Source organism: Blastococcus sp. OS1-29, from assembly GCF_057628075.1.
This window is the reverse complement of record NZ_JBXXJK010000005.1, coordinates 18,017-32,822: the sequence shown is the minus strand read 5'-3', so window position 1 is coordinate 32,822 and position 14,806 is coordinate 18,017. Positions and strand designations below refer to the sequence as shown.

Annotated in this window: 15 protein-coding genes; 11 read left to right on the top strand and 4 right to left on the bottom strand. The window is 73.3% G+C overall.

Annotated elements, in window-relative coordinates; translation table 11 throughout:
* The first annotated feature begins 79 nt into the window (after window positions 1–79).
* From rlmN to AC2H4J_RS13710, 3 genes are all read left to right on the top strand, one after another.
* On the top strand, window positions 80–1,252 hold the full coding sequence (gene rlmN / locus AC2H4J_RS13720; RefSeq protein WP_487465427.1) for a dual-specificity RNA methyltransferase RlmN: 1,173 nt from the start codon (window positions 80–82) through the stop codon (window positions 1,250–1,252).
* A complete protein-coding gene (locus AC2H4J_RS13715; RefSeq protein WP_487465426.1) occupies window positions 1,249–1,968 on the top strand; it encodes a VIT1/CCC1 transporter family protein in 720 nt (239 codons plus the stop codon). The genes rlmN and AC2H4J_RS13715 overlap by 4 nt, the downstream gene beginning before the upstream one ends.
* Window positions 1,969–2,426: 458 nt before the next feature.
* Window positions 2,427–3,050, top strand: coding sequence for a hypothetical protein (locus AC2H4J_RS13710; protein WP_487465425.1), 624 nt, complete (start codon window positions 2,427–2,429; stop codon window positions 3,048–3,050).
* Between the two features lie 24 nt (window positions 3,051–3,074).
* On the opposite strand, the gene AC2H4J_RS13705 is transcribed toward AC2H4J_RS13710, so the two are convergent.
* On the bottom strand, window positions 3,075–3,371 hold the full coding sequence (locus tag AC2H4J_RS13705) for a DUF2631 domain-containing protein (protein WP_487465424.1): 297 nt from the start codon (window positions 3,369–3,371) through the stop codon (window positions 3,075–3,077).
* A gap of 69 nt (window positions 3,372–3,440) precedes the next feature.
* On the opposite strand from AC2H4J_RS13705, the gene dxr reads away from it, so the two are divergent.
* On the top strand, window positions 3,441–4,643 hold the full coding sequence (dxr, locus tag AC2H4J_RS13700) for a 1-deoxy-D-xylulose-5-phosphate reductoisomerase (protein ID WP_487465423.1): 1,203 nt from the start codon (window positions 3,441–3,443) through the stop codon (window positions 4,641–4,643).
* Window positions 4,595–6,007: a M50 family metallopeptidase gene (locus AC2H4J_RS13695; RefSeq protein WP_487465422.1), complete on the top strand. Its 1,413-nt coding sequence runs from the start codon at window positions 4,595–4,597 to the stop codon at window positions 6,005–6,007. Before dxr ends, AC2H4J_RS13695 begins: the two co-directional genes overlap by 49 nt.
* Here AC2H4J_RS13695 and AC2H4J_RS13690 read toward each other — a convergent pair.
* A complete protein-coding gene (locus tag AC2H4J_RS13690) occupies window positions 5,926–6,861 on the bottom strand; it encodes an EamA family transporter (RefSeq protein WP_487465822.1) in 936 nt (311 codons plus the stop codon). The two genes, AC2H4J_RS13695 and AC2H4J_RS13690, sit on opposite strands and share 82 nt — an antisense overlap.
* A gap of 77 nt (window positions 6,862–6,938) precedes the next feature.
* Between AC2H4J_RS13690 and AC2H4J_RS13685 the strand changes: the two genes are divergently transcribed.
* The 4 genes from AC2H4J_RS13685 to AC2H4J_RS13670 all read left to right on the top strand — a co-directional run bounded on the left by AC2H4J_RS13685 (window position 6,939) and on the right by AC2H4J_RS13670 (window position 11,927).
* Complete coding sequence (locus tag AC2H4J_RS13685) at window positions 6,939–7,871, top strand: LysR family transcriptional regulator (RefSeq protein ID WP_487465421.1); 933 nt, start codon at window positions 6,939–6,941, stop codon at window positions 7,869–7,871.
* 59 nt (window positions 7,872–7,930) lie between these two features.
* On the top strand, window positions 7,931–9,091 hold the full coding sequence (ispG, locus tag AC2H4J_RS13680) for a flavodoxin-dependent (E)-4-hydroxy-3-methylbut-2-enyl-diphosphate synthase (protein ID WP_487465420.1): 1,161 nt from the start codon (window positions 7,931–7,933) through the stop codon (window positions 9,089–9,091).
* A gap of 16 nt (window positions 9,092–9,107) precedes the next feature.
* Window positions 9,108–9,959 (top strand): GNAT family N-acetyltransferase, encoded by an 852-nt coding sequence (locus AC2H4J_RS13675; RefSeq protein WP_487465419.1) that lies wholly within the window; start codon window positions 9,108–9,110, stop codon window positions 9,957–9,959.
* Between the two features lie 78 nt (window positions 9,960–10,037).
* Window positions 10,038–11,927: a penicillin-binding transpeptidase domain-containing protein gene (locus tag AC2H4J_RS13670; RefSeq protein ID WP_487465418.1), complete on the top strand. Its 1,890-nt coding sequence runs from the start codon at window positions 10,038–10,040 to the stop codon at window positions 11,925–11,927.
* A gap of 6 nt (window positions 11,928–11,933) precedes the next feature.
* On the opposite strand, the gene AC2H4J_RS13665 is transcribed toward AC2H4J_RS13670, so the two are convergent.
* Together AC2H4J_RS13665 and AC2H4J_RS13660 are read right to left on the bottom strand one after the other, a co-directional pair.
* Window positions 11,934–12,401, bottom strand: coding sequence for a ferritin-like domain-containing protein (locus tag AC2H4J_RS13665; protein WP_487465417.1), 468 nt, complete (start codon window positions 12,399–12,401; stop codon window positions 11,934–11,936).
* A gap of 6 nt (window positions 12,402–12,407) precedes the next feature.
* On the bottom strand, window positions 12,408–12,887 hold the full coding sequence (locus AC2H4J_RS13660; protein ID WP_487465416.1) for a hypothetical protein: 480 nt from the start codon (window positions 12,885–12,887) through the stop codon (window positions 12,408–12,410).
* 213 nt (window positions 12,888–13,100) lie between these two features.
* Here AC2H4J_RS13660 and rimP point away from each other — a divergent pair, with 213 nt between their 5' ends.
* Together rimP and nusA are read left to right on the top strand one after the other, a co-directional pair.
* A complete protein-coding gene (rimP, locus tag AC2H4J_RS13655; RefSeq protein ID WP_487465415.1) occupies window positions 13,101–13,688 on the top strand; it encodes a ribosome maturation factor RimP in 588 nt (195 codons plus the stop codon).
* Window positions 13,685–14,803, top strand: coding sequence for a transcription termination factor NusA (gene nusA, locus AC2H4J_RS13650; protein ID WP_487465414.1), 1,119 nt, complete (start codon window positions 13,685–13,687; stop codon window positions 14,801–14,803). The genes rimP and nusA overlap by 4 nt, the downstream gene beginning before the upstream one ends.
* Window positions 14,804–14,806 lie beyond the last annotated feature (3 nt).

Sequence of the window (14,806 nt, the reverse complement as noted above, 5' to 3'; positions counted from 1 at the left end):
GTGCAGCCTGGCACCGGCAGGTGAGCTTCGCCTCGGAATGGGGGTCGCTTCCCCTGGGAGTGGGACGATGGACGACGCCATGACTGCCCTTCCGCTCGTCTTCGACGCCCCGCGCCGGGGAACGCCGCCCCGCCATCTCGCCGATCTCACCCGCGAGGAGGCCCGCGCGGCGGTCGCCGAGCTGGGCCAGCCGGCCTTCCGGGCCGACCAGCTGACCCGGCACTTCTTCCGCGGCGTCACCGATCCGGCCCAGATGACCGACCTGCCGGCCGCGGCCCGCGCGACGCTCACCGAGGCGTTGCTGCCGGGGCTGCTGACCGTCGTCCGGCACCAGACGGCCGACAACGGCCGCACCCGCAAGACCCTCTGGCGGCTGCACGACGGCGCGCTGGTCGAGAGCGTGCTCATGCGCTACCCCGGCCGCGCCACCGTCTGCATCTCCTCCCAGGCGGGCTGCGGGATGGCCTGCCCGTTCTGCGCCACCGGCCAGCAAGGCCTGACCCGCAACCTGTCGGCCGCCGAGATCATCGGCCAGGCGGTCGCCGCCGCGGCCGCGATGGCGAACGGCGAGCTCGACGGCGGCCCGGGGCGGCTGTCCAACGTCGTCTTCATGGGGATGGGCGAGCCGCTGGCGAACTACGCGCGCGTGCGCAAGACCCTCGACGCGCTGCTCACGCCCGCGCCGCACGGTCTCGGTTTGTCGCAGCGCTCGGTCACCGTGTCGACGGTTGGCCTCGTGCCGGCGATCCGGCGGCTCACCGAGGAGGGGCGCAACGTCACCCTCGCGGTCAGCCTGCACGCCCCGGACGACGAGCTGCGCGACACCCTGGTGCCGATCAACACCCGCTGGAAGGTGGGCGAGGTCGTCGAGGCCGCCGATGCCTACGCGGCCCGCACCGGCCGCCGCTACTCCGTCGAGTACGCGCTGATCCGCGACGTCAACGACCAGCCCGAGCGCGCCGACCTCCTCGGCAAGCTCCTGGCGGGCAGGCTGGCGCACGTGAACCTCATCCCCCTCAACCCCACGCCGGGCAGCCCCTGGGACGCCAGCCCCCTGCCGGCGCAGCGCGAGTTCGTGGGCCGCCTGCGTGCCGCGGGCGTGGCGACGACCGTGCGCGACACCCGCGGGCAGGACATCGACGGCGCCTGCGGGCAGCTGGCCGCGGCGGACAGCGTGAGCGTGCCCAGCGTCGCGCTGCCGGTGCCGTCGATCGAGCCACCGGTCGAACTCGGCGCGGAGGAGGACCAGTGACCGAGGTGACCGCATCCCAGGCGGAGGCCCACGACCACAGCCACTCCGACGTCTCGGGCGGGTGGCTGCGCGCGGCCGTCTTCGGCGCCATGGACGGGCTGGTCACGAACACCGCCCTGGTCGCCGGTGTGGGCGGCGGCGGTGTCGCGCCGCGCGGGATCGTGCTGGCCGGCGTGGCCAGCCTGGTCGCCGGGGCGATCTCGATGTCGCTGGGCGAGTACACGTCGGTGAAGACCCAGAACGAGCAGCTCGACCTCGAGGTGGAGAAGGAGCGCCGCGAGCTGCAGCGCAACCCCGACGGCGAGCTGGCCGAGCTCACCGAGATGCTGCGGGTCCGGGGCGTCGACGAGCACCTGGCCGCCCAGGTCGCCGGCCAGCTCTCGCGTGACCCGGAGGTCGCGCTGCGCCTGCACGTGGTGGCGGAGCTGGGCCTCAACCCTGAGGACAAGCCGTCGCCCTGGGTGGCGGCGGTGTCGTCCTTCGTCACGTTCGGCACCGGGGCGCTGCTTCCGCTGCTGCCCTACCTCTTCGGCGTCTCGCTGCTGTGGATGGCCCTGGTGTTCGGCGGCGTCGGACTGCTGGTCGCCGGGGCGCTCTCGTCGCGCTTCACTCCGCGGCCCTGGTGGTACGCGGGGCTGCGGCAGCTGCTGTTCGGCGCGGCGGCGGCCGGCATCACCTACGCGATCGGTGCGGCGATCGGCGTCGGCGTCTCCTGATCCGTGCGCACCGTGCGGCGTCGGCGGACGACGTATCCGCCGGCGCCCAGCACCAGGACGAGCGCTGAGCCGCCGAGCACCAGGGGCAGAGTCGGAGTAGCGCTGTCGGAGGCGACGGCCGTGTCGCGCCGCTGCGGGGCGGCGAGGCGGAAGGCGACGACGAGATCACTGCTGACCGTCCCGGACAGGTCAGCGTGTGCGACCCCGGCTCGGCGGAGGCTGGGATCCGCACGTCTGCGGTGACCAGGCCGGAGGGGTCTGCCGTGACGGTGCCCAGCTCGACCGGCGTCGATCGCAGCACGACCGTGACCTGCTCGCCGGGCTGGAACCCGGCGTACCTCAGGGTCAGTGCCTGCCCGGCCGTCACTGCCGCGTCGCCGGTCAGCCTCGCGCAGTCCCCGCAGCCGGGGGCGGCGTTCGGGGGAACGGGAGCGGCCGTGGTCGTCGGAGCTGCGGCCGTGGTCGTCGCAGCGACGGACGCGGGCGGTGCCGGAGTGCGCGGGGCGGTCGAGGAGGGAATCCGCGGTGCGGCCGTCGGCGCGGTGGGGGCCGGCCGGACGACCGGGGTCGGGATCGGCGTGAGCGGCGGCACGGTCACCAACAGTTTCGGGTACTGCAGGCTGCTGCCGTTCGAGATCCGGCACGAGGGTTCAACCGAGAAGCTCATGCCCGGCACCGCCGACAGGGGTACCTGCATGGTGATCGACCAGGCGCCGCCGGTGGCAGCGTCCATCTGCAGGGGCGGCGCCTGCGCCCACGAGCTGATGCCAACGGTCCACTCATATGGCGCGTTGCGGGAGGGGTCGAAGTCGGGGTCCCAGCAGCCGGTGCCGGAGACGGTGAACGATCCGCCAGGCTGCACCGTCGTCGGCGACAGGGTCGCGGCGAGGTCTGCGGATGCGTCGGGAGCCGCCGCCAGCTGGACCGCGGCGAAAGCGGCAGCCGTGAGGAGAACGGTGAGCGGGCGGGACATCGGATCTCCGTCTCGAGCGGGTCCGGAGGTTCCGAACCTGGCCGGGACTGTTTACCGGTCCGCTGAGGTCACGCCCGGACGGCGCTCCAGAGAACGCCCGGCCGGGTGATGGCCGCGCAGGGAGAGCCGAGGGTCAGCGGCTACGCCACGCGTTCTTGCGCCGACGCGCGTCCACGACGAGCAGCAGCACCATCAGCGCCGCGAACCCGACCAGCCAGAAGTCCTCGAGCTTGCCCTGGTGGTTGCCGAAGACCATCGCCACCAGGAAGACGATCGGGATGATCGTCAGCCGACGTCCCCACTTGCCCGTCTCGCCGTGCCAGCCCCACTCCTCGGGGCGCTCGTGCTCGACGGGGTGCTCGTCGGTGCGGACGACGCCCTCTTCGCGACCAGGCTGGTTGACCCGCTGCGTGTCACTCACGTCGCACATTCTGGCAGTAGGGGCCCCCGATCACCGCACGAGGGAGGACGGCGCGGCGGCATCGGGGAGGATGCAGCCGTGAGCAGCGTTCGCGAGGTCACCGTCCTGGGCTCGACCGGCTCCATCGGCCGCCAGGCCATCGCCGTGGCGCAGCAGAATCCGGACCGGCTCCGGATCACCGGGCTCGCCGCGGGCGGGGCCGATGTCGCCGGGCTGGCAGAGCAGGCGCTCGCGCTCGGCGTCCGCACGGTGGCCGTGGCCCGCGCCACCGCCGCCCAGGACCTCCAGCTCGCGTTCTACGCCGCGGCGACGAAGCACGGCTGGGCGAAGGGGGAGTACGCCCTGCCGGAGATCCTCGCGGGTCCACGCGCGGCCGAGGAGCTGGCCGCCCGCCCTGCGGACGTCGTCCTCAACGGCATCACCGGCTCGATCGGGCTGGGGCCGACGTTGTCGGCGCTGAAGGCCGGCCGGACGGTGGCGCTGGCGAACAAGGAGTCCCTCGTCGCCGGCGGAGACCTGGTCACGGCCGCCGCCGCTCCCGGGCAGCTGGTGCCGGTCGACTCCGAGCACTCGGCCCTGGCGCAGTGCCTGCGCGGCGGGGCGCGCGGCGAGGTGGCGCGCCTGGTGCTCACCGCGAGCGGCGGGCCCTTCCGGGGCCGCGCGGCCGACGACCTCGCCGACGTGACGGTCGCGGACGCCCTGGCGCACCCCACCTGGGACATGGGCCCGGTCGTCACCATCAACTCGGCCACCCTGGTGAACAAGGGCCTGGAGCTGATCGAGGCGCACCTGCTCTTCGACGTCCCCTACGCCGACATCGACGTGGTGGTGCACCCGCAGTCGATCGTGCACTCGATGGTCACCTTCGTCGACGGCGCGACGATCGCCCAGGCCAGCCCGCCGGACATGCGGCTGCCGATCGCCCTCGCGCTGGCCTGGCCCGATCGGCTCCCCGTGGTGCAGCCGGCGCTGGACTGGACGACCGCCAGCACCTGGGAGTTCATGCCGCTGGACGACGTCGCGTTCCCCGCCGTGCGGCTGGCCCGGCTGGCGGGTGAGGCGGGGGGCGTCGTGCCGGCCCTGTTCAACGCGGCCAACGAGGAAGCGGTCGCCGCGTTCGTGGCGGGTCGCCTGTCGTTCCGGGGCATCGTGGATCTCGTCGCGCGTACCCTCGACGACGCGCCGGACCTCGGCGCACCGACCTGTGTCGAGGACGTGCTGGCCGCGGAGAAGTGGGCCCGGGAGCACGCCCGGGGCACCATCTCCGGAGGCCGAAGCTGAGCGGGATCCTTCTCACCACCCTCGGGATCGTCGCCTTCGCGCTCGGCCTGCTGTTCTCGATCGGCTTCCACGAGCTCGGGCACTTCATGTGGGCCCGCAGGTTCGGGATGCGCGTGCCGCAGTTCATGGTCGGCTTCGGACCGACGGTGTTCTCGCGCAAGCGCGGCGAGACCGAGTACGGCATCAAGGCGATCCCGCTCGGCGGGTACATCCGCATCGTCGGCATGATCCCGCCGGCGGAGGAGGGCGAGAGCAAGCGCGCGACCCGCATGCGCAGCTTCATCGCCGAGGTGCGCGGCCAGGCGCTCAACGACGTCCTGCCCACCGACAGCGACCGGGTCTTCTACAAGAAGCCGTGGTGGCAGCGGGTCATCGTGATGTTCGCGGGGCCGTTCCACAATCTCGTCCTCGCGGTCGTGTTCTTCACCGTCGTCCTCGTCGGCTTCGGTGTCCCGGAGACGACGACGACGCTGGGCTCCGTGCCGGGCTGCGTGATCCCGGCGGGCGCGGAGAGCGCCACCGCGCCCGACCCCTGCTCGGTGCCGATCACCACGGCCGGGCAGCGCTGCGAGTCAGGCGCGGCCGGCTGCGCGCTGCCGGAGGAGAGCCCGGCCGCGAAGGCGGGGCTGAAGGCCGGCGACACGATCATGGCGCTGGACGGCAAGCGGATCTCCCAGCGGCCCACCGACGGCTGGGACCAGGTGCAGGCGGCGATCCGGCGCAGTGCCAACACCCCTGTCACGTTCACGATCGAACGGAAGGGGCAGCGGCAGGACCTCACGGTCACCCCGATCGAGAACAAGGTCTACGCCGGACCCGACGGCACGAAGACGATCAGCGTCGGGTTCGTCGGGATCAGTCCCGCGCAGGACTACGTGCGGCAGTCCGTCACCGCCGTCCCCGGGTTCCTCGGGTCCACGATCGTCCGGTCGGTGGACAAGCTCGTGCAGATGCCCGAACGGGTGCCGCAGCTGTTCGGCGCCGCCTTCCTCGGTGAGCAACGCGACCCGCAGGGTCCGATCGGCGTGGTCGGGGTGAGCCGGATCTCCGGCGAGGTGTTCTCCTTCGCGAAGTTCACGACCACCGAGAAGGTCAGCTACTTCTTCCAGCTGCTCGCCGGCGTGAACCTGGTGCTGTTCCTGTTCAACCTGCTGCCGATCTACCCGCTGGACGGCGGCCACGTGGCAGGGGCGCTGTACGAGCGGCTGCGCGCCTCGGTCGCCCGGGTGCGCGGGCGGCCCGATCCCGGCCCGTTCGACATCGCCCGGCTGATGCCGGTCGCCTACGTGGTCGCGGGGCTGTTCCTGGCGCTGTCGGCGCTGTTGTTCATCGCCGACATCGTCAACCCGATCACCCTCGGCTGAGGCTTCCGGGCGGCGAACAGCACGCCGAACACCACGAGGACCCCGGCGACCAACTCGACCAGGTCCGGGGCCTCGTCGAACGCCAGCCACGAGGCGAGCACTCCTACGACCGGCACGAGCATGGAGAACGGCGCCACCACGTTCGAGGGGTGCCGGGCCAGCAGCGAGTTCCAGATCCCGTAGCCGATGAGCGTCGCGACGACGACCACGTAGAGCAGCCCGAGGACGGCGGGCAGGGCGTCGACGGTGAACGCCGTCGCGAGCGAGTGCCCGATGCGCCGCGGCCCCTCGACTCCGAGCGCGAGGGCGAGCATCGGCAGGGGCGGGACGGTCGCCGACCACAGCGTGAGGTGCAGTGCGTTCGAAGCCTTCGCCTGCCGGCTGCAGACGTTGCCGATCGCCCAGCCGAGGGCGCCGCAGAGCGTCAGGACGACGGGCAGCCAGGCCGCCGTCTGGGCACGGTGGACGGCGATGACGGCCAGTCCGCCCACCGCGATCGCGACGCCGGCGAACTGCCGGAGCGAGAGGTGCTCGTGCAGCCAGATCCCGCCGAGCAGCACCGTGAACGGGGCCGATGCCTGGAGCACCAGGGACGCCAGGCCGCTCGGCATCCCCGCCGCCATGCCCAGGTAGAGAAAGGCGAACTGCAGGATCCCGATGCCGACGCCGACGCCGACCAGCCAGCGCAGGCGCACCGCCGGCCGCGGCACGATCAGGAGTGCGGGCAGCGACACCAGGGAGAACCGCAGGAAGACCATGAACAGCGGGGGGAAGTGCTCGAGCGCGAGCGCGGTCGCGGGGAAGTTGAGCCCCCAGCAGACGGCGACGAAGCAGGCGAGCAGCCGGTCACGCATGGGCACGATCCCAGCCTCGGCCGCCGCTTCGTGAAGGACAAGCGCAAGCTCGTGAAGGCATCTTGTAGCTTTCCTTCATGGATCCGGCGCCGGCGCTCTGGGACCGCGTCGATCTCGGACACCTGTCGGTGCTCCGCGAACTCGCCGAGCGTGGCTCGGTCACGGCGGTGGCCCGCGCGACGAACCTGACGCCGTCCGCCGTGTCGCAGCAGCTCAAGGTCCTGCAGCGCCGGCTGGGTGTCGTCCTGGTGGAGCGCGTGGGACGGGGCGTTCGCCTGACCGACGCGGGTCAGGCGCTCGCCGCCATCGCCGTCTCGGTGTCGACTGCGCTGGCGGCCGCGGAGACCGAATGGCAGAACTACCGAGGAGACGTCGTCGGCACCGTCCGGCTGGCCTTGTTCCCCTCCGCGGGGGAGCTGCTGGTGCCCGGGCTGCTCGACCGGCTCGCGGCCTTTCCCGGCGTCGACCTGGAGATGTTCGACGAGGACGTCTCGCAGGACGACTTCGCCGCGCTGACCGACGACTACGACGTGGTCGTGGCACACCGGTCGGACGACGTCGTCGCACCGAGCCGGCCGCGGATCGTCGTCCGGCCCCTGATGCGGGAGCCGCTCGACGTGGCCCTGCCGCTCGGCCACCCGCTCGCCGGACGGGCGCGAGTGACCCCGCAGGACGTCATCGGCGAGGAGTGGATCACGCCGCCGACCGGCTATCCCATCGACCGGGTGCTGTCGGCCATCGCGGCGCAGGCCGGATCGCCGGCGCGGGTCGTGCGGCGCACCATGCACCTCCCGCTGATGGAGACGCTGGTCGCCCGCGGCCACGGCATCGCGCTGCTGCCCCGGCACACGACGCGGGAGCGGGCCGAGGGGCGGCTGGCCCTCGTCCCCCTCGCCGACCTGCGCGCCGGCCGCTTCGTGGAGGCGCTGCTGCGGCCCGACCGGGCGGCCCGCCGCGCCGTCCAGGTGGTGCTCGACGCGCTGGTCGAGGAGGCCGCCCCCTACGCATGATGAGGAGGCACACAGGGAGCTCACCGGCACGGATGCCCCCGCGGGGGATACTGGCTGTCATGGCGATCCCCGTCAGCCTCGGCATGCCGGCTGCACCTCCACCCGTCCTCGCGCCCCGCCGGAAGACCCGTCAGCTCGACGTGGGCGGCGTCGGGGTCGGCAGCGACTTCCCGGTCAGCGTCCAGTCGATGACGACGACCAAGACCGCCGACATCAACGCCACCCTGCAGCAGATCGCCGAACTCACCGCGGCCGGGTGCCAGATCGTGCGCGTGGCCGTTCCGGACACCGACGACGCCGAGGCGCTGCCGGCGATCGCCAGGAAGTCGCAGATCCCGGTGATCGCCGACATCCACTTCCAGCCGCGCTACGTGTTCGCCGCGATCGACGCCGGCTGCGCCGCCGTCCGGGTGAATCCGGGCAACATCAAGAAGTTCGACGACAAGGTCGGCGAGATCGCGAAGGCGGCCAAGGGCGCCGGCATCCCGATCCGGATCGGCGTGAACGCCGGCTCGCTGGACAAGCGACTGCTGGCCAAGTACGGCAAGGCGACACCGGAGGCGCTGGTCGAGTCCGCGCTCTGGGAGTGCTCGCTGTTCGAGGAGCACGACTTCCGCGACATCAAGATCTCGGTCAAGCACAACGACCCGGTGGTCATGGTGCGCGCCTACGAACTGCTCGCGGCGCAGTGCGACTACCCGCTGCACCTCGGTGTCACCGAGGCAGGACCGGCGTTCCAGGGCACGATCAAGTCCGCCGTGGCCTTCGGCGCACTGCTGTCGCAGGGCATCGGCGACACGATCCGCGTCTCCCTCTCCGCCCCCCCGGTGGAGGAGGTGAAGGTCGGCACCCAGATCCTCGAGTCGCTGAACCTGCGCCAGCGTGGCCTGGAGATCGTCAGCTGCCCGTCGTGCGGCCGCGCCCAGGTCGACGTCTACAAGCTCGCCGAGGAGGTCACCGCCGGCCTGGAGGGCATGGAGGTGCCGCTGCGCGTCGCCGTGATGGGCTGCGTCGTCAACGGCCCGGGGGAGGCGCGGGAGGCCGACCTCGGCGTCGCGTCGGGCAACGGCAAGGGCCAGATCTTCGTCCGCGGGGAGGTCATCAAGACCGTGCCGGAGTCGCAGATCGTCGAGACGCTGATCGAGGAGGCCATGCGGATAGCCGAGGAGCAGGTGTCCGCAGGTACCCCGAGCGGGTCGCCCGTCGTCAGCGTCAGCTGACCCGCGGGCGCCCTCCGTGCTGCGAACCCCGACCGCGCGGCTCCTCGACGAGACCGACGAGGCCGCCGTGCACCGGCTGCTGGCGCTCGATCCGGTGGCGGCGTGCGTCCTCGCCGGCCGCGTCGAGACGGCCGGCTCCGCCGCGGCCGCGCTCGGCGCCCCCCTGTGGGGATTCGGCGCCGGCCGCGACCTGGACGCGGTGTGCCTCGCGGGCGCGAACCTGATCCCGTTCGCCGCTCCGGGTGCCGAGCGTGCCGCGGCCGGCGCGTTCGCCGAGCGGGCCCGCCGTGCCGGCCGGCGCTGCTCCACCATCGTCGGGCCCGCCGCCTCCGTCGCGCCCCTCTGGGAGCTCCTCGCCCCGCACTGGGGCCCCGCCCGCGACCACCGGCCCCGGCAGCCGCTGATGGCCATCGCCGGGCCGCCGTCGGTCCCCCCCGACCCGCGGGTGCGCCCCGTCCGGGCCGCCGAGCTGGAGACCCTGCTGCCGGCCGCCATCGCGATGTTCACCGAGGAGGTCGGGGTCAGCCCGCTCCGGATCGACGGCGGTGCCGGGTACCGCGCCCGCGTGACCGAGCTGGTGCGGGCCGGCCACTCGCTGGCCTGGATCGAGGACGGCGAGGTGCGGTTCAAGGCGGAGATCGGGGCCGTCTCCCGCGCCGCCTGCCAGATCCAGGGGGTCTGGGTGGCCCCGGCGTTCCGCGGCATGGGTATCGGGACGGCGGGCACCGCCGCCGTGGTCGAGTACGCGCGCACGTCCGTCGCCCCGGTCGTCAGCCTCTACGTCAACGACTTCAACGAGACCGCCCGCGCCGCCTATCGCCGGGTCGGATTCCGGGAAGTCGGGCGCTACGCCAGCGTCTTGTTCTGACGGCCCCGTCCGGAGGCTCGCGGCGAGCGCAGCGAGGCGTGCGAGGGACGGGGTCCTCTTTCTGGTACTCCTGTCGCCGTGCGTTCTCGCCGGGCTGCCGCCGCGCTGACATCCGTCCTGCTCGCCGTTCCCTTGCTCGCGGGGTGCTCGGGCAGCGCCGAGGACGACGTGAAGGCGGCCGCCCAGGCCTTCCTGCACGACTGGGCGGGCGGTCATGCCCAGACCGCGGCCAAGGCGAGCACCGATCCCGGCGCGGTCACCGCGCTGCTGGAGCAGACGGCGAAGGACCTGCCGCACGCCTCGCTGTCGGCGAAGGTCGGGAAGGTCGCCGTCCAGGACGCGAAGGCCACCGTCGCCTGGAAGGCGACCTGGGACCTCGCGGCTGCCCCGGACTGGACCTACGACGCCACCCTCGACCTGCGCGAGGGCAAGAACGGGTGGCAGGTCGTCGCCGAACCGACCCTGGTGCATCCGGAACTGGGCAAGGGTCAGCACCTGGTGCTCGACCGCAGCCTTCCCGACCGCGCCGCGATCACCGACGCATCGGGTGCCCCCCTGTTCACGCCGACCGAGGTGGTCAACGTGGGCGTGGACCCGGCACAGGTCACCGACCTCCCTGCGCTCGCGAGCGCGCTGTCCGCCGCCACCGACGTCGCCGCCGACCAGATCACCGCTGACGTGCAGAAGGCCAAGCCGGGCCAGTTCGTCCCGGTGATCACGCTGCGGCGTCCGGACTTCGAGAAGATCAGGGCCCAGGTCTTCGACCTCCCCGGCGCCGTCTTCCCGACCTCGGCCCGGCTGCTGGCGCCGTCGTCCCGGTTCGCCGTGGCCCTGCTGGGACGGGTCGGCGCCGCCACCGCCGAGGTCATCAAGGAGACGGAGGAGAACGGCTCGCCGCGGTACGCCGAGGGCGACCAGCTCGGCCTGTCGGGGCTGCAGCGGGCCTTCCAGGAGCAGCTGACCGGGACGCCGGGCTTCACCGTCACCGTCACGAGCACCGACGAGAAGACAGCGGACGCCGGGCGGCAGATCGCCTCGGTCGCCCCGAAGGCCGGCACGCCGGTGCAGACCCCGCTGGTCCCCGCCGTGCAGAACGCCGCCGATGCCGCGGTCGCCGGCCAGACCCTCCCCACCCACCTGGTGGCGGTCCGGCCGGGAACCGGCGAGATCCTCGCCGTGTCCTCCAACCTGGCGGCCGACCCGGGGAACGCCCTGCACGGCCAGTTCCCGCCGGGCTCGAGCATGAAGACCATGACGGCGACGGCGCTGCTGACGGCCGGCACCCTCACGCCCGATTCGCCGGTGGCCTGCCCCGGGACGACGGTCGTCGACGGTCGGGAGTTCGAGAACGAGGACCAGTTCGACCTCGGCACGGTGCCGCTGCGCACGGCGTTCGCCCAGTCCTGCAACACGACCTTCATCCAGCAGGCCATGGACCTGCCCGACGGCGCGCTCAGCGCGGCGGCGAAGTCCTACGGCGTCGGCAGCGACTGGAAGCTGCCGGTCGGCATCTTCGGCGGGAAGGTGCCCGAGACCAGCACCGGGACGACGAAGGCCGCTGACGCGATCGGGCAGGGCGAGGTGCTGATGAGCCCCGCGCAGCTCGCGCTGGTGGCCGCCGGGATCGGGAGCGGGAAGCCGGCGGCGCCCGTGGAGGTGGTCGGCGCCGACCCGGCCGGCCCCGCCCCCACGGGTCCGCAGCCACAGGTGCTGGATCCGCTCCGGTCGATGATGCGGGAGGTCGTGCTCTCCGGGACCGCGAAGGCCCTCGCCGGCCGCGGAGAGGTCTACGGGAAGACGGGGACCGCGGAGTTCGGCAGCAAGACGCCGCCGGACTCACACGGGTGGTTCATGGGCTACCGGCTCGGCGGCACGCAGGGCGACATCGCGTTCGCCGTGCTCGTCGAGGGCGGACAGTCCAGCAGCACGGCGGTCGCTGTCACCAGCGCGTTCCTCGGCGCGCTCTGAACCCTGCTAGTCCGGCAGCCCGGGGAAGGGGGTGGTGACCGGCGTCTTGCCGGCGGCGACCCGCCAGCCGACGGCCCGGACCTCGGTGGCACCCAGCGTCCCGACGGCCAGCTCTCGGGTCGAGCGCTCGGCCGCCTGGTCGAGCACGCGGACCCACGCCTTCGCGACGCCGTCCTCGAGCACGACCGCCAGCGCGGCAGCGTCGACCTCCGACAGCACCGGGAACGGCAGCGCGTAGGCGCCCTTGGCGTCGACGACGTCCGCCTTGCGACCGGCGAGCAGCGCGCTCACCTGGTCCCGGACGCCGCGGTGCGCCGCCTCCGCGGCGGCCGCCTGCGGTCGTGCGCGCTCGCCGAGCGCCGCCCCGACCACGCCGTACCCCCAGACCGCAGCGTGCTCGGCGGCCAGCGCGTCGCTCAGCGCTGCGTTCTCGGTGCGCTGGTCGAGGGCGCCCGGAGCGGTGTCGTCAGCCATCTCGGGTCACGCCAGTCTTCCGTCCTGGCCGCGCAGGCCCGCGGCGATCGATCCGAGCAGCGCCGCGCGGGCCCCCGACTGGTCGACGGCCGCGGTCGCGTGCGAGTCCGCGGTCGCGGCGACCTGGGCGCGCAGCCACCCCCGCGCCTCGGGGGCCGCCGGCGGCGGAACCGCCGCGGCGCTGGGGGTGCTGCCGGGTGAGGCCGCCTTGAGCCGGGTGAGCTGGGCGTCGGCCTGGGACGCGAGCTCGGCCACCTCGGCGGCCAGGGCGGGGTCCGCGGCACCGGCGGCCGCGAACGCGCCGACCAGCGCCTGCTGCGCCGCGACCTGGGCGGCGAGCTCGTCCGCCTGCTTGCTGGTGACCTGCTCCCGCTCGTCGGCCGGCGGGGACGAGCAGCCGGCGACCAGCAGCGCCAGCCCCGCGGAGGCCGCCAAGAGGGTGCGCCGGGAGAACCCGGGCGGGGGAGGGAGGGACGTGGGGGACATCGCCCCCATCCTCGCAGCCCGGACGGCGGTGAGCCGTATGTGCGCCCCGGTCGTCCCAGCGCGTCGTGCGGCGCGGCACGTGCGCCTCGTTCGTCCCACCGGCCGTCGCCAGTCCTCCCATCCGTGCGCGGTAGCCTGATCACTTCCCCTGGACCAGCACGGAGGCCGTGCTGAGAGGGGCATGCGCACCGCATCGAGCTGGAGGAGGAAGCAGTGTCCGGCTCCCGCGGCACCCAGAAGGCCGACCCCGCCACCGCGCGGCTGACCGGCTGGATCGCGCCCGTCGTCGATCGGGTCGGGTACGACCTCGAGGAGCTCGTCGTCACGCCGGCCGGCCGGCGCAGCGTCGTCCGTGTCGTCGTCGACCGCGACCAGGGCGTCACGCTCGACGACATCGCCGAGGTGAGCAAGGCCGTCTCCGAGGTGCTCGACGCGAACGACGACGGCATGGGCCGCCCCTACGTGCTCGAGGTGACCAGTCCCGGCGTCGACCGTCCCCTGACCGAGCATCGGCACTGGCGGCGCAACGTGGGCCGGCTGGTCACGGTCGCCGTCGCCGGGGACGAGGTGACCGGACGTGTGACGGACGTGGACGACGCCGGCGTCGTCCTCGCCGTCGAGGCCAAGGGCAAGCCGGGCGCGAAGAAGAAGCCGCCGACCCCGCGGCACGTCCCGTGGGCGCAGCTCGGACCGGGCCGGGTCCAGGTCGAGTTCGGCCGGCCCGAGGCCGGCGACGACCTGCCCGACGACGACCACGCGGACGACGCCGACGAGGCCATCCCCTCAGGAGGAGGACAGTGAACATCGACGTCACCGCGCTGAAGGCGGTGGAACGGGAGCGCGGCATCCCCGCCGACACCGTGCTCGAGGCGATCGAGTCCGCCCTCGTCACGGCCTACCGGCACGCCGACGGCGCGGCCAAGCACGTGCGCGTCCACGTCGACCGGAAGAGCGGCGAGGTCGCCGTCCTCGCCCAGGAGCTGGGACCCGACGGCGAGGTCGTCCGCGAGTGGGACGACACCCCGACCGACTTCGGCCGGATCGCGGCCAGCACCGCCAAGCAGGTCATCGTCCAGCGGCTGCGCGACGCCGAGCACGAGCAGACCTTCGGCGAGTACGCGGGCAAGGAGGGCGACATCGTCAGCGGCATCGTGCAGGCGCACGACCGCCGCAACGTCCAGGGCACCGTGCTCATCGACATCGGCAAGGTGGAGGCGGTGCTCCCGCAGGCCGAGCAGGTCCCCGGCGAGGAGTACACGCACGGCAGGCGGATCAAGGCCTACGTGGTCTCGGTCGCCCGCACCTTCCGCGGCCCGCAGGTCACCGTCTCGCGCACCCACCCGAACCTGGTCCGGAAGCTGTTCGCGCTCGAAGTGCCCGAGATCGCCGACGGCAGCGTCGAGATCGTCGCGGTCGCCCGCGAGGCCGGACACCGGTCGAAGATCGCCGTGCGCACCTCCGTGCCGGGGCTCAACGCCAAGGGCTCCTGCATCGGGCCCATGGGACAGCGCGTGCGCAACGTCATGAGCGAGCTGCACGGCGAGAAGATCGACATCGTCGACTGGTCCGACGACGCAGCCACCTTCGTCGCCCAGGCACTCAGTCCCGCCCGGGTCACGAGCGCCACGGTCGTCGACCCGCAGGCCAAGGCGGTGCGGGTCGTCGTCCCCGACTACCAGCTGTCGCTGGCCATCGGGAAGGAAGGCCAGAACGCACGGCTGGCCGCGCGCCTCACCGGGTGCCGGATCGACATCCGCAGCGACGCGCAGGCCGACGACGAGGCCGCGACGCCCTCACCGGGGGTCGGCCGGGCACCCCTGCGGTCCGGTCTCCCGGCCGGATCCGAGCCGGGCCGGCCGCCGTCCCACCGACCGCCACCCCGACGCGCGGAACATCCCGGCCCTGCCACGCGCTAGAGT

Excerpts from the sequence above, each read along its gene's own strand:
- rlmN (WP_487465427.1), top strand. The coding sequence starts at position 80 with ATGACTGCCCTTCCGCTCGTCTTCGACGCCCCGCGCCGGGGAACGCCG.
- AC2H4J_RS13705 (WP_487465424.1), bottom strand. The coding sequence starts at position 3,371 with ATGTGCGACGTGAGTGACACGCAGCGGGTCAACCAGCCTGGTCGCGAA.
- AC2H4J_RS13690 (WP_487465822.1), bottom strand. The coding sequence starts at position 6,861 with ATGCGTGACCGGCTGCTCGCCTGCTTCGTCGCCGTCTGCTGGGGGCTC.
- AC2H4J_RS13685 (WP_487465421.1), top strand. The coding sequence starts at position 6,939 with ATGGATCCGGCGCCGGCGCTCTGGGACCGCGTCGATCTCGGACACCTG.
- ispG (WP_487465420.1), top strand. The coding sequence starts at position 7,931 with ATGGCGATCCCCGTCAGCCTCGGCATGCCGGCTGCACCTCCACCCGTC.
- AC2H4J_RS13665 (WP_487465417.1), bottom strand. The coding sequence starts at position 12,401 with ATGGCTGACGACACCGCTCCGGGCGCCCTCGACCAGCGCACCGAGAAC.
- AC2H4J_RS13660 (WP_487465416.1), bottom strand. The coding sequence starts at position 12,887 with ATGTCCCCCACGTCCCTCCCTCCCCCGCCCGGGTTCTCCCGGCGCACC.